At 37.9% G+C, this 14034-nt stretch carries 13 protein-coding genes and 1 other annotated feature; of the genes, 5 read left to right on the top strand and 8 right to left on the bottom strand.

The window, feature by feature from the left end:
* Window positions 1–204 precede the first annotated feature (204 nt).
* Complete coding sequence (locus RGU12_RS17400; protein ID WP_309537181.1) at window positions 205–423, top strand: DeoR family transcriptional regulator; 219 nt, start codon at window positions 205–207, stop codon at window positions 421–423.
* A 516-nt stretch (window positions 424–939) separates the two neighbouring features.
* On the opposite strand, the gene RGU12_RS17405 is transcribed toward RGU12_RS17400, so the two are convergent.
* Together RGU12_RS17405 and RGU12_RS17410 are read right to left on the bottom strand one after the other, a co-directional pair.
* A complete protein-coding gene (locus RGU12_RS17405; RefSeq protein ID WP_309537182.1) occupies window positions 940–1659 on the bottom strand; it encodes a pseudouridine synthase in 720 nt (239 codons plus the stop codon).
* Window positions 1660–2099: 440 nt separating this feature from the next.
* Window positions 2100–3734: a putative polysaccharide biosynthesis protein gene (locus tag RGU12_RS17410; protein WP_309537183.1), complete on the bottom strand. Its 1635-nt coding sequence runs from the start codon at window positions 3732–3734 to the stop codon at window positions 2100–2102.
* A 217-nt stretch (window positions 3735–3951) separates the two neighbouring features.
* Between RGU12_RS17410 and RGU12_RS17415 the strand changes: the two genes are divergently transcribed.
* Window positions 3952–4344 carry a thiol-disulfide oxidoreductase DCC family protein gene (locus tag RGU12_RS17415; protein ID WP_309537184.1) on the top strand — a complete coding sequence of 131 codons (393 nt, stop codon included), beginning with the start codon at window positions 3952–3954 and terminating at the stop codon, window positions 4342–4344.
* 13 nt (window positions 4345–4357) lie between these two features.
* Entirely contained in the window at window positions 4358–5632 is a 1275-nt protein-coding gene (locus tag RGU12_RS17420) for a BaiN/RdsA family NAD(P)/FAD-dependent oxidoreductase (RefSeq protein WP_309537185.1), read from the top strand.
* A 31-nt stretch (window positions 5633–5663) separates the two neighbouring features.
* Here RGU12_RS17420 and RGU12_RS17425 read toward each other — a convergent pair whose 3' ends face one another.
* The 4 genes from RGU12_RS17425 to RGU12_RS17440 all read right to left on the bottom strand — a co-directional run bounded on the left by RGU12_RS17425 (window position 5664) and on the right by RGU12_RS17440 (window position 7691).
* Window positions 5664–5849, bottom strand: coding sequence for a sporulation protein Cse60 (locus tag RGU12_RS17425; protein WP_309537186.1), 186 nt, complete (start codon window positions 5847–5849; stop codon window positions 5664–5666).
* A gap of 48 nt (window positions 5850–5897) precedes the next feature.
* Complete coding sequence (locus RGU12_RS17430) at window positions 5898–6482, bottom strand: hypothetical protein (protein ID WP_309537187.1); 585 nt, start codon at window positions 6480–6482, stop codon at window positions 5898–5900.
* A gap of 201 nt (window positions 6483–6683) precedes the next feature.
* Window positions 6684–7214, bottom strand: coding sequence for a hypothetical protein (locus RGU12_RS17435; RefSeq protein WP_309537188.1), 531 nt, complete (start codon window positions 7212–7214; stop codon window positions 6684–6686).
* A gap of 174 nt (window positions 7215–7388) precedes the next feature.
* Complete coding sequence (locus RGU12_RS17440; RefSeq protein ID WP_309537189.1) at window positions 7389–7691, bottom strand: rhodanese-like domain-containing protein; 303 nt, start codon at window positions 7689–7691, stop codon at window positions 7389–7391.
* Window positions 7692–7827: 136 nt separating this feature from the next.
* Here RGU12_RS17440 and RGU12_RS17445 point away from each other — a divergent pair, with 136 nt between their 5' ends.
* Complete coding sequence (locus RGU12_RS17445) at window positions 7828–8883, top strand: M42 family metallopeptidase (protein WP_309537190.1); 1056 nt, start codon at window positions 7828–7830, stop codon at window positions 8881–8883.
* A gap of 50 nt (window positions 8884–8933) precedes the next feature.
* Here RGU12_RS17445 and leuS read toward each other — a convergent pair whose 3' ends face one another.
* Window positions 8934–11351: a leucine--tRNA ligase gene (gene leuS, locus RGU12_RS17450; protein WP_309537191.1), complete on the bottom strand. Its 2418-nt coding sequence runs from the start codon at window positions 11349–11351 to the stop codon at window positions 8934–8936.
* Window positions 11352–11411: 60 nt separating this feature from the next.
* Window positions 11412–11643, bottom strand: a binding site (T-box leader).
* A 407-nt stretch (window positions 11644–12050) separates the two neighbouring features.
* Here leuS and RGU12_RS17455 point away from each other — a divergent pair.
* Window positions 12051–13112 (top strand): multicopper oxidase domain-containing protein, encoded by a 1062-nt coding sequence (locus tag RGU12_RS17455; RefSeq protein WP_309537192.1) that lies wholly within the window; start codon window positions 12051–12053, stop codon window positions 13110–13112.
* Between the two features lie 132 nt (window positions 13113–13244).
* On the opposite strand, the gene RGU12_RS17460 is transcribed toward RGU12_RS17455, so the two are convergent.
* Window positions 13245–14021: a 3-hydroxybutyrate dehydrogenase gene (locus tag RGU12_RS17460; protein WP_309537193.1), complete on the bottom strand. Its 777-nt coding sequence runs from the start codon at window positions 14019–14021 to the stop codon at window positions 13245–13247.
* Window positions 14022–14034: the final 13 nt, after the last annotated feature.

A 14034-nucleotide genomic window follows, 5' to 3' on the forward strand; every position in this document is an offset into this window, starting at 1 on the left:
GTAGAAAGAGTCATACTATTCAGATACAACTATATATATATAGCAAACGCACCTGTAAAGAAATGAGGTGAAATGGGACATATATATAAGATTTGGTTTTAACAATAAGAAAAACTGTAGCGAATCGTTATTTTGAGAAAATTAGTTTTTAAGAGTACGACTGAGGCATGTCTATCATGTACAAAAATGATAAGGAGTGTTTTTTTGAAACCTTCAACAAACCGTATGTTAACTCGTATCAAATCAGTCTACATGTTTATTAACGAAAAAGGGACTGTAACAACTCAGGAGCTTGTGGATGAATTTGGGACTACTTCACGTACCATTCAGCGCGATTTGAATGTGTTAGCATATAATGATTTGGTTAAAAGCCCTAGCCGTGGAAAATGGACAATCACAAAGAAGAAAGTCAAAATATCTTAGCAACAAACATAAGGGGCATTTGAAGAAGGTAGCAAATAACTTCACACTAGAAGGCCTTTTCATACAGATACATATGGAGAAACTAGATTCTAATAATAAAAGCGCTAAGCGCGCCCGTCTATCGGCGACAAGCATAAGACGAGCGCTGGCAGAAGGCGCTTCTAGCCTTCCGAAGCGATTGGCTTAGACCAAAGAGCCGATGGCGCCTGGAGCTAGACATCGAAAACTACGCATAAAATTTTATACTTTCTTATCTTTTAAAAAAGGGGCTGTCACTAAGACAGCCCTTCAGAGTGTAGACAAAGTCAGTACTGACTTTGTCTACACGTTTTTTCACAAGATATCTAGATGTAAATTACTCACCCCAGACTGTCTTGAAAACGCTTGTCAGACAAGGCGCGCAGCCGATCGAAGACGCGAATAGAAGTTGCCTTCATGAGCGGACGAGAGAGGCAAGCAACGAAGTATGCGAGCGTTTGTCAACAGTCTGAGGGGCTGTCACTAAGACAGCCCTTGTTACTTTTTCGTATACGTTTTTAATAAGGTAACCTCTTCATCCGTGAGCTCTCGGTATTCACCAAGCTCAAGTGTTTCATCTAGTGGTAATGGTCCCATCTTCATTCTTTTCAAATAAACGACTCGTTTTCCTACTGCTTCAAACATTCGTTTTACCTGATGGAATTTTCCTTCCTCGATTACAACTTCAATCTCAGAACGTAATCCACTGCTAATAATCGTCAGAACAGCTGGCATCGTTTCATATCCATCATCAAGGATAACTCCGTTTCGGAAAGCCTCCACATCCTCTACTGTTACCTCTCCCTCAATGATAGCTACATACGTTTTGGGAACATGTTTTTTTGGGGAAAGCAATTGATGTGCAAGCTGACCATCATTCGTTAAAAGTAATAACCCTTCCGTATCTTTGTCCAACCGCCCCACTGGAAAAGGCTTATAGACTGCATCTTCCATTTCTAACAAATCTAAGACTGTATCATGAAGATGATCCTCTGTTGCGGAAATGACACCTTGAGGCTTATTTAACATTAAATAGATAAATTCTTTGTATTCAATCACTTCTCCATGAACGGTGACTATATCTGATTCGACTTTTACATGCTTACTAGAATCTTTAACCGGTATGCCATTTATTTGAACGGCTCCTGATTTTAATAAGCTCTTTACCTCTTTTCTACTTCCAAAGCCTCGATTTGCAAGTAATTTATCAATTCGCAATGCAATAACCTCCTTTACCTGTGCGAATACCTATCTAACTAAGAATAGGCGTTTTATTCATTACACAAACGCCCTATTAACATACACTATTACTGTACTTTTAAAAAGAAAAAGGAGCGAAACCACAATGTTTTATTATGACTATGATTATCGTCAACAACCTCAGGGTTTCTTCCCAGGCAGTCCTGGATTCCCTGGATCCCCTGGATTCCCTGGAGGGGGCGGCGGCGGAAACGTAAACCTTCGTCTCGACCGTATTGAGCGCCAAATGCAAAGACTAGAAAATCAGATTGTTCGTTTAGACCGCCGTGTAAACCGAATAGAGCGCCGTCTTGGCTTTGGTACTTTCCAAGGCTAACTCATAAAGAGAACCTTCTAACACCCGGGAAAACCTAATCACACACACACTGGAGCATTAGAATCTAAAAAAAGGCTGTCACTTACTGCACAGCCTTCTTCCTATTTCTTGATAAAAATGAAAAGCGATTTCCAATTAGAGCCTCCAATAGGCGTGAACGATATGCTAAATATAGATACGCAACAGCGCCAACTGCAACCCCTACTAATAAAACAAAGACCGACTGTAATCTGCCATTTTCATATCCGACAATAAACGATAGTAACCACTCAATCAACAGTATCGTTAAAGCCATCACTGCCGCAAAAATAGCCATTAAAAGCGTTCTCCTTGCAAACAATGAATAACTATACCCCGCATGTCTTGAAATCATCCAGAAGCAATACGCAATTGCTATCGTATAACCTAAAGCTGTTGCAAGTATTGAACCTATCTCGCCAAACCAGGTAATAAACAAACTATTGAAACTGATTTTTAGAATTAGCCCCATGAACAAACTTACAACTGCAAATTTTTGCTTATTTATTCCTTGTAAAATAGCAGCTGAAATCGAATAAAAAGAAAATAGTATCGCAACAGGTGCATACCATCTTAAAATTCTGCCACCAGCCTCATTCATTTCAAATAACGCATTGAAGGTAGGGTACGCTAATACGGATAAACCAACAACTGCCGGTAAAACCAACAGTACACAAATTTGAAATGTCTTATCAATTTGGCTTCTAAGTAGTTTAAAATCACCAGATGTAAACGAATTTGTAATCGTTGGAACAAGTGTTAAACTAAACGCAGTTGCCAAAGAAACGGGAATCATGACTAATTTCGGAACCATAAATGTGACATATGAGAATAATCCCTCTGATACATCTTTATCAAAACCGTTTTCGATCATTGTCCTGTTAAAGGTTAGTTGGTCAACGTATTGATAAAGAGGAATTGAAAGTCCCACAAGGACAAAAGGTCCTGCATAAGAGAAAAGCTCCTTAAACATTTCTTTTGTTGTCATATCCGTTTGTGGTCTACTTTTTGCAAGCATTTCATCTAAATATGGTTTTCGCTTAAACCAATACCAGATGAGGACTGCCAAACCTCCCAACGCTCCGATAAACGCACCAAATGTAGCTAATCCAACTGCGAATACCCTTTCACCGGCCATTACCTGCATCACAATAAAGGTTGCAGACAAGACGAAAAGAATTCGGACAATTTGTTCCACCACCTGTGAAACAGCCGTTGGTCCCATTGATTGATGTCCCTGGAAAAAGCCTCTTTGAATACTCATAATCGGAACGACAAGTAGAGCAAAACTGACCATTCGAATGACATACGTAACATCATCAACTGTATTTTTTGCATCTTCTCCACCAAGAACAATGGGTGCAAGAATGGGTGCAAGTAAGTTTAAGATTGTAAAGCCTAATAGACCGGTAAGTCCCATTACGATAAGTCCGGATTTATACATCCTCATTCCAGTATGATAATCGCCAAGGGAATTATATTTCGAAACAAATTTAGAAACAGCAGCTGGAATTCCAGCAGTTGAAATAAATAAAAAGATGGTATATTGAGCATACCCATAGGAATAAAGAGCAGAACCAATATCTCCAACTAAATAAACGAATGGAAAAACATAAATCATTCCAAGTACTCGAGAAATATATGTAGCAAGGGTTAAGACAAACGTCCCACGCAGTAATTTTGAATTTGAATCTGCCATATTAAATCCCCAATCTCTATTTTTGAAGACTAACTAATCAAGTTTATCATATTTATAAAAATTAATAACCTATATTTATTTGTCAGTTTCATGACATATTGGATTCTTTCGCTTTTTCATGTATAGTTTAGACTTATTGAATTTGAAATTCAACGTTATTCTATGTACTGTTCCCATGATATGATGTAGATAAGAAAATATGGGAGTGTGGAAGGCCATGAATCATATTATCTTGTTTGATGGAGTGTGTCATTTTTGCAATAGCAGTGTGCAATTTATCCTGAAAAGAGATTCGAAACAAATGTACCATTTTGCGTCCCTGCAAAGTGAAGCAGGAAAGTCATTATTGAAAAAACATAACATTCCTGAGGATATTAATAGTTTCGTATTAATTGAAGGCGATCATTATTTTACAAAATCAAGTGCAGCTCTTAGAGTCTGTCGTAATCTAAGTGGTGCATACCGCTTTCTGTATAGTTTTAAAGTGATACCGGCCCCCCTCAGGGACATACTTTATCATATAATTGCCAATAATCGTTATAAATGGTTTGGAAAACAGGAAAGCTGTATGCTACCTTCTCCAGAAGTTCGGAAGCGATTTTTAGATTAAGGAGTGTTTAAATTTGCAGTATGATGTTGTTGTAATTGGAGGAGGACCTTCTGGCTTAATGGCTGCGATCGCCGCCGGTGAGCAAGGCGCGAAGGTACTTCTTTTAGATAAAGGGAATAAGCTTGGAAGAAAACTTGCGATTTCAGGTGGAGGGCGCTGTAATGTCACAAACCGTCTTCCAATCGATGAAATTATTAAGCACATTCCAGGAAATGGTCGATTTTTATATAGTGCATTTTCTGTTTTTAATAATGAAGATATTATAGCTTTCTTTGAAAAATTAGGAATTCAGCTTAAAGAAGAAGACCATGGCAGAATGTTCCCAACAACCAATAAAGCGCAATCTGTTGTTGATGCTTTGTTAACTAGGCTCAAGTCATTAGATGTCCATATCGAAACGAACACGCCTGTTGCTAGGCTTGAATATAAAGATGGCCATGTTGCTGGTGTACATTTAAAAAACGGTGAATATGTAGAAGCTGGCTGCATCGTTGTCGCTGTCGGTGGTAAATCGGTGCCACAAACAGGTTCGACTGGAGACGGCTATGCTTGGGCAGAAGCAGCCGGTCATACGATAACAGATCTCTTTCCAACTGAAGTCCCGGTTACATCGGATGAGGAATTCATTAAAAACAAAACCTTACAAGGTTTAGCACTACGGGATGTTGCTGTGAGTGTCCTAAACCCCAAAGGAAAAACAGTTATCACCCATCAAATGGACATGCTGTTCACTCACTTTGGCATTTCGGGACCGGCGGTTTTACGCTGTAGTCAATTTGTTGTAAAAACGATGAAAAAGTTTAATGTAAACCGTGTAGTTATCAGTATTGATGCACTGCCATCATTAAACGAGGACCAAATCTTCCAACAGATTTTAAAACAATCAAAAGAGGACCCAAAGAAATCTTTAAAAAATATCTTAAAAGGCTTTTTACCAGAAAGATACCTACTATTTTTGCTGGAGAAAAATGAAATCGACCCTCTTGTTACCTATGCAAACTTATCTCATGATCGTATTCGTGCGTTTGCAAAAGATTGCAAGCAATTTCAGTTTACAGTCAACGGAACGCTGCCAATTGAAAAAGCATTTGTAACGGGTGGTGGGGTGTCAATAAAAGAGATTCATCCAAAGGAAATGGAATCAAAATTAATGAAGGGACTCTTTTTCTGTGGGGAAATCCTTGATATTCACGGATATACGGGCGGTTATAACATTACATCAGCCCTTGTGACAGGGAGATTAGCCGGTGAAAACGCAGGAAAGCATGCAACTGCCTTACGAAACTAAAATAGAGCCTAACTCATTAGTAACTAGTGGGTTAGGCTCTATATATAATCATAGCCGAAAAACAAAAAATTTGATCATCCTCTTGGTCACAGGATACCCCAACTTGGAATTTAATCTCAACAATATCATGTTCATCCACTTTTTCAAAAAAACGATTCATCTTATGTTCTAAATCCTCTTCATGTTCTTCATCAAAAACCTTAACCTTTAATGCCATAAACTCCACCTCCACTACTAGTATTGACAGAGTTTTAGATTCTTAAGCTTATAAACTAGGTTTTTTCACTCTTTTAAGGATTACGAACCCTACAATGAATAAGATTCCGACTATGGAAAGGTACAAAACAAGATTTGATTTTCCTGGTTCTTCTGGCTCCCTTAGCTCTCCTTGCAAATCCACTTTTTCAGTTGGAACCTTCCCTTTTCCAAGTATATCTAGATCCTCACCCGCTGCAGATAATAATTCCGTTCTCTCACAAAATCCTGTTTCTAATTGTTCTTTATCACCGTACGCATATACAAGATATTCCTTGTTTAATTCAAATTCATATCCACAGCTCGCACCTGATCTTGCAGTGCTTACGATAACCTGGGAAGTATGAATACCTTTCCAACTTTCCTTAACCTCGAATAACACGTTTATTGGGTCTGCACTCGATTGGCTGTAGGAAAATTTATTTTCATCAACAAGATCAATCACTTTTCCAGAAAAAACCGCTGTTTTTCTATTTAACTCATCATTTACGGATTCCGGCCGAGCGCAATCACATGCAGATGCCTGACGAGGAAAAAGGCTAATAAAAATCAGAAAAAGTAACAGCAGGACAAGTAGTCCTTTTAAATATTTCAAATCGTCGACCCCCTTTTTAGGTATAGTCGAAAAGGGATGTGAAAGGTTGCATAAATGATCTGAACGCATCGCGTTTTTTTCATATTTCCACTATTTATTTTTATAATAGTCATAGCTTATCAGGCATTTGTTCTATGCCCTCCTCTGCCATTATCATCAAAAAATCTTGAATATTCTTCCTTGATTAACTAAAATCTAAAATTAATGAATTTCCTTTCTTTCAAACAAACCTGTAAATAAAAAGCAGGTTATGAAAGCTACCAATGTTACTGTAATTGCCATTACAAGACCGATAAATGCCATGAATGTATCGTGGCCTGGGAATTGTGGTTCAAGTGTTACAATCATGTAGGTGAATACAAGTGTGAGTAGTAAATAAAAGCTACTACCGATAAACCCTCTTATAATCCGACCCTTCTTATCTCCAGTCCATGCATGTAATAGAATAATCCAGGCTACCAAGCTTACAATAACAGCTCCAAACATAATCAATAAATGAATATAAGGAATGGTTAAAAAGCCCAATAAAAAGAGTATTAGTAGAGTTGAGCCAAATAGAATTGCATTTAACACAAATAAAAATAGCCCACTAAGCCATGGATTTTGGAACCACTCATAGCTTGATAGATTTTTTACTAGACCATTATTGAGACCAATACTATTTACCAGTTTATTTCGATTTACCCCTACTAAAATGATTAACAATATACCGACTATTAAAAATAGTGTCATATTTTCCTCCTTTATAACAATTCATTCTTTCTAGTTTGATTTTATAGGATTTTTTATTGTTTATCAATAAATTTTTATTAATTTTAAACATAATATTATTGTTTATTATTCCAACTATAATAAAAAGCGTGAATTCATATAAGAATCCACGCTAGATATGTATTAGTATCTTTTTTATCGTTTTGTTTCACCCGTCCAATTCATCATCCCACCGACCATGTTTCGGACTTTGTAACCTTGGTCATCTAAATAAGCACAAACGTTGAAGCTTCTTCCACCAGAGCGGCAGATGATAATGTATTCTGTATCCTTATCAAAATACCCAAGGTTATCTGGAATATCCCCCATTTTGATATGCTTAGCGCCCGGAATCATGCCTTCTGCTACTTCTTCATCCTCACGGACATCGACAAGCTCTAATTTTTCCCCATTCTCAAGCTTTTGTCTTAATTCTTCTGTTGTGATTTCTTCAATCATAGGTCCCATCCTTTCAAAAATCGTCTCGACTATTATAACAAAGTGGAAATAAAGAATACAATTTTCCACGTTTTGTCAAACTAGAATTTCTATATAAAAAAGAGTATGATGTAACTAGCTGAACATCAAGGGGGAAATGAAGTTGACTTATCCAAATACTGACGAAACGGTTCAACTCATAAAAGAACTTGTTTCGATTCCAAGTCCATCCGGGAACACCAATGAAGTAATTACATTCGTTGAGAAGCTTTTAACAGAAGCAAATGTGGATACATATCGAAATCGCAAAGGCGGTCTCATCGCTACACTTCCTGGAAAGGACACACAAAAACACCGTATGCTCACTGCACATGTGGACACATTGGGGGCTATCGTAAAAGAAATCAAACCCAGCGGTCGATTAAAACTTGATCTCATTGGTGGCTTTAAATATAACTCCATTGAAGGTGAATATTGCCGCATCGAAACTTCAACAGGAAAATTCTATACGGGTACAATCCTGATGCATCAACAATCCGTACATGTCTATAAAGATGCTGGGAAGGCAGAGCGTAATCAAGAAAATATGGAAGTCCGTATTGATGAAAAAGTTAAAAATGCAGATGAGGTTCGAGCTCTTGGGATTGAGGTTGGGGACTTTGTTTCCTTCGATCCACGAGTTGAGGTTACATCCAAAGGCTATATCAAATCTCGTCACTTAGATGATAAAGCAAGTGTTGGTATTCTGCTTCAACTGATTAAACAAATCAAAGCCGAAAACATTGAACTTCCATATACAACCCATTTTCTTATTTCGAATAACGAGGAAATCGGCTATGGTGGAAATTCCAATATCACCCCTGAAACTGTCGAATATTTAGCAGTGGATATGGGAGCTATGGGTGATGGTCAATCAACAGATGAATATACAGTTTCCATTTGTGTGAAAGATGCAAGCGGTCCATATCACTATGCTTTCCGTAAAAAGCTAGTCCAGCTTGCTGAAAAGCATGAAATTGGCTACAAGCTAGACATCTATCCTTACTATGGATCTGATGCTTCTGCTGCGATTCGTTCTGGACATGATATTATCCACGGATTAATCGGTCCTGGAATTGACTCTTCTCATGCATTTGAACGCACACATAAAGATTCAATCGAAAACACAACAAAATTGATTTATCACTATCTACAATCTGAAATGGTTGAATAAGCGTATTACCTGTTACAAAAATAAAGCCCTCCACTTGGAGGGCTTTATTTTTAATTCGCAACAATATTTACAAGCTTTCCTGGTACCGCAATTACCTTACGGACAGTTTTGCCTTCGATTTGTTCTTTGATTGGGTCTGCACCCATTGCAATTTGTTCAAGTGCTTCTTTTGAAGCATCCGCTGGAACATGAAGCTTCGCCTTTACTTTTCCATTCACTTGAATAACAATTTCAATTTCAGCTTCCACTAATTTTGCTTCATCAAATGCTGGCCATGATTCATAAGCAATAGTACCTGTATTACCAAGCTGCTCCCAAAGCTCTTCAGCAAGATGCGGAGCAACTGGAGAAAGAAGTTTTACAAACCCTTCAATGAATGGTTTTGGCAATTCTGATGCTTTGTAAGCTTCATTAATGAAAACCATTAATTGTGAAATCGCAGTGTTAAAGTGTAATGCTTCGTAATCCTCTGTTACCTTTTTCACTGTTTGGTGATACACACGTTCAAGTGAAGTGTCATTAGAATCAGCTTTTACTTTTGATGATATGTTTCCATTGTCATCAACGAGTAAGCGCCAAATTCGATCTAGGAATCGACGTGACCCATCAAGTCCGTTTGTTGACCAAGCGATGGATGCATCTAATGGTCCCATGAACATTTCATATAAACGAAGTGTATCTGCACCATGTGATTCAATAATGTCATCAGGATTTACAACGTTTCCTTTTGACTTACTCATTTTTTCGTTACCTTCACCAAGAATCATTCCTTGGTTGAAAAGCTTTTGGAATGGTTCTTTCGTTGAAACAACGCCAATATCATACAGAACTTTGTGCCAGAATCTTGCATATAGCAAGTGTAGCACCGCATGCTCTGCTCCACCGATGTAAATATCAACTGGTAACCATTCTTTTAATTTTTCCGGATCTGCTAGAGCTTCTTCATTATGTGGATCAATATAACGTAAATAGTACCAACAGCTACCTGCCCACTGTGGCATTGTGTTTGTTTCACGACGACCTTTTTTACCGGTCTTCTCATCAACCACATTTACCCAATCAGCGATATTCGCAAGAGGCGATTCGCCTGTTCCGGACGGTTTGATTTCCTTTGTTTTTGGAAGCATAAGTGGAAGTTCTTCCTCTGGAACAGTTGTCATTGTTCCATCTTCCCATTGAATAATTGGAATCGGTTCACCCCAATAACGCTGACGGCTAAATAACCAATCACGAAGTTTGTAGGTAATTTCCTTTTTACCAATCTTATTTTCCTCAAGCCATGCAATCATTTTAGTAATGGCTTCTTCTTTATTTAAGCCATTAAGAAAATCTGAATTTACATGTTCACCGTCACCTGTATATGCTTCTTTAGTAACATCTCCACCAGCAACTACTTCTTTAATCGGCAATTCAAATTTCACAGCAAATTCATAGTCGCGCTCATCATGGGCAGGAACTGCCATAATTGCGCCTGTTCCATAGCTCATTAAGACATAGTCCGCAATCCAGATTGGCATTTTTTCCTGATTTACAGGGTTGATGGCATATGCACCTGTGAATACCCCAGTTTTATCTTTTGCTAAGTCTGTACGCTCAAGATCACTCTTACTTTTAACTTTATTTAAGTAAGCATTAACTGCTTCTTTTTGTTCAGGTGTCGTGATTTTATCAACAAATGGGTGCTCAGGAGCAAGTACCGCGTAAGTTGCACCAAATAAAGTATCTGGACGTGTTGTGAAAACAGTAAATGTTTCATCATGTCCATCAATGTTGAAAGTTACATGTGCTCCTTCAGAACGACCGATCCAGTTACGCTGCATTTCTTTTAAGCTTTCCGGCCAGTCTAGTTCTTCTAAGTCTTCTAGTAAACGCTCAGCATATGCCGTAATTCGCAACACCCATTGTCTCATTGGGCGTCTTTCTACAGGATGGCCTCCACGTTCACTTTTTCCATCAATGACTTCTTCATTAGCAAGTACTGTTCCTAATGCTGGACACCAGTTAACAGGAATTTCATCAACATATGCTAAACCTTTTTCATAAAGCTTTGTGAAAATCCATTGTGTCCATTTATAATATTTAGGATCTGTTGTGTTAATTTCACGATCCCAATCATATGAAAATCCGAGTTCTTTAATTTGACGACGGAAGGTATTGATATTTTTTTCAGTGAATTCAGCAGGGTCATTTCCAGTATCTAATGCATATTGCTCAGCAGGTAACCCGAATGCATCCCATCCCATTGGGTGTAGAACATTATACCCTTGCATTCTCTTCATTCTTGATAAAATATCAGTAGCAGTATAGCCTTCTGGGTGACCTACATGTAGTCCTGCACCAGATGGATATGGAAACATGTCTAGCGCATAAAATTTACGCTTACCTTTGTCTTCAGTTGTCTTAAATGTTTTGTTCTGTTCCCAATACTGCTGCCATTTTTTTTCGATCTTTTGGTGATTAAAACTCATAAGACTTCCTCCTTAATAATCCTAAAAACCTCTAAAAAAAACAAAAAACCTCTAATCCCAAAAAGGGACGAGAGGATATGTATTCTTCCCGCGGTACCACCCACATTAGTGACAAATTGTGCACTCACTTCATTTATCCTTAACGCGGACCAGTCGATAAGCACTAGTTTGCTCCTGCATTTCATACTTATTGCTCTAAGGCGAGTTCATGTTCATCAACGATTGACTTGCACCACCCGTCAACTCTCTAACACGTGTGTAGAACACTACTACTCCTTTTCAACGCTTCATGTATTTTTGATTATATTCAGTATTGTATAGAATTTGTGATAGAACTGCAAGTAAAATAGGAAAATTTGGGCTTTTCCCCCAACATTATACCCAATTTATCTTTTACTAAACATGGACGGTTTATTTTTCAAATTAGCTCATTTTCCTTCTAAAATAAGACGAATCGTACTTTGTGAAAACAGCACTAAATTGTGATGTAATTTTGACTAAAAATGATGTTTCGAAGGCCTTTAAACCCTTACCACTATTGGAAAGTTGTTTATATGTTCACCTTTTCACAAACTGTACACAGATTACCATCAATATCGTGATTTAAATCACTCTTTGGGGTCCCCTCTCTGAATATGATTAAGGTGTAGAAGGAAATCAAAAACCAAATCAATAACCAAGTCAAGGGGGTAAAATTTTATGAACAAGCAAGTGAAATGGTTACTCGCATCATTGGTTGGAACTTCAATTGTTTTATCTGGTTGTGGAAAGCAAGATGTGACATTAGAGAAAAAGGTGGAGGCTCAAACAACTGCTACTGAAACAAAAACTGGGGAAATTATTGCCCCACACAAAGACCTTAACCAAGAACCAGTTCCTTTAAAAGTAGAAAGAGTTTCAGAAAATGTTGTAAATGTTGAAATGACTGCACAGATTACGGACATTGAAATTGACAAAGGCTATACCTATAAGGCTTGGACCTTTAATGGTGAAGCACCTGGACCTGTTGTAGTTGTAAACGAAGGTGACACTATTAACTTTACATTAAAAAATATGGATCCAGCTATTCCACATAGTATGGACTTCCATGCAGTACATGCTTCACCTTCAAAGGATTTCATTGATGTCATGCCTGATGAAAGTGGAACATTCTCTTATCCAGCAAACAAACCAGGAGTGTTCATGTATCACTGTGGTACAAAACCTGTGTTATCACATATTGCAAATGGCATGCATGGAACCATTATTGTTAAACCGAAAAATGGCTATCCAACAGATAATGAGATTGACAGAGAATACCTTATCATCCAAAACGAATGGTACAAATACAATGATTTAGATGACATGACAAACGGTGTACCTAGCCAGGTCGTATTTTCAACAAAAGCTCTTAAAGAAGGCGACTTAAACACAAATGGTGATACTTTCTCATTAAAAGAAACACCACTACTTGCAAAAGTGGGCGACAAAGTTAGACTTTACATTAACAACGTAGGTCCAAATGAAGTGAGCTCTTTCCACGTAGTTGGTACAATCTTTGACGACGTATATATCGACGGTAACCCATACAATCATATGGAAGGACTACAAACAGTAATGCTTCCTGCGAGCGGTGGTGCGGTTGTAGAATTCACTGTAATGAAAGAAGGAACATACTCAATCGTTACCCATCAATTTAACCACGTTCAAAAAGGAGCAGCAGCATTGTTAAAGGTAACTGCAGATGGGAAAGATGATGGAAGTACAGCAGCTGGGCATTAAAAAAGACCATATTAAAAAAGTACACAACTGGCACTTCTTAATACAGTCAACAAAAAGTCTAAATAAAGTTTAACACAAAAATAGAAAAATAGCAGAAAAAGAATCTCAAAATCTGAGATTCTTTTTCTATTTTTATTGAGCCGTATAACCACCATCGATTACACATGCCTGACCTGTTATTCCCTTTGCGTGCTCACTTGCTAAAAATAGTACATAATTTGCAATCTCATCCACAGCTAGCAATCGTTTTTGTGGTACAAGCGGATAGATAACCTCTTCTAAAACCTTTTCCAAATCAACATTCCTTGTCTTTGCTAAATCAACTAATTGGTTTCTTACAAGTGGTGTATCCACATATCCCGGGCAGACAGCATTCACCGTAATCCCATGCTCTGCTCCCTCTAATGCGGCAACCTTCGTTAAACCAATAACACCATGTTTTGCACTATTATAGGCGGCTTTGCCCGCAAAGCCAATTAACCCATTTATGGATGCCATATTAATGATCCGACCAAATTTCTGCTGTTTCATAATCGGAAAAACATGCTTAATGGCAACAAATGGGGCAGTTAGCATAACTGATAATAGTAGCTCGAATTTTTCCGTTGGAAAATCCTCGATTGGAGACACATGCTGCAGCCCTGCATTATTGATTAAGCAATCAATTCTTCCGTATGTTGAAACAGACTCATTGATCATCTTCATAATTTCTGTTTCATTCGTGACATTACATTTTAATCCGATTGCTTCATAACCTGATTGTTGAAGCTGTAATGCAGAATTTTTTACCTCCGCTTCATCCATATCCGTTAACACCACACGTGCGCCATTTTCAGCAAAGACTTTTCCAATTTCAAAGCCAATTCCACGTGCTGCACCGGTAATTAAGATAACCTGATTTTTAACCATAAAATAAATGTCC

It is taken from the genome of Ferdinandcohnia sp. QZ13 (genome assembly GCF_031324165.1).
Taxonomy (GTDB): Bacteria; Bacillota; Bacilli; order Bacillales; family Bacillaceae_L; genus Ferdinandcohnia.

Bases quoted from the DNA above. Each gene is read 5' to 3' on its own strand.
- RGU12_RS17410 (WP_309537183.1), bottom strand. From the start codon at position 3,734: ATGGCAGATTCAAATTCAAAATTACTGCGTGGGACGTTTGTCTTAACC.
- RGU12_RS17415 (WP_309537184.1), top strand. From the start codon at position 3,952: ATGAATCATATTATCTTGTTTGATGGAGTGTGTCATTTTTGCAATAGC.
- RGU12_RS17425 (WP_309537186.1), bottom strand. From the start codon at position 5,849: ATGGCATTAAAGGTTAAGGTTTTTGATGAAGAACATGAAGAGGATTTA.
- RGU12_RS17435 (WP_309537188.1), bottom strand. From the start codon at position 7,214: ATGACACTATTTTTAATAGTCGGTATATTGTTAATCATTTTAGTAGGG.
- RGU12_RS17440 (WP_309537189.1), bottom strand. From the start codon at position 7,691: ATGATTGAAGAAATCACAACAGAAGAATTAAGACAAAAGCTTGAGAAT.
- RGU12_RS17445 (WP_309537190.1), top strand. From the start codon at position 7,828: ATGAAGTTGACTTATCCAAATACTGACGAAACGGTTCAACTCATAAAA.
- leuS (WP_309537191.1), bottom strand. From the start codon at position 11,351: ATGAGTTTTAATCACCAAAAGATCGAAAAAAAATGGCAGCAGTATTGG.
- RGU12_RS17455 (WP_309537192.1), top strand. From the start codon at position 12,051: ATGAACAAGCAAGTGAAATGGTTACTCGCATCATTGGTTGGAACTTCA.
- RGU12_RS17460 (WP_309537193.1), bottom strand. From the start codon at position 14,021: ATGGTTAAAAATCAGGTTATCTTAATTACCGGTGCAGCACGTGGAATT.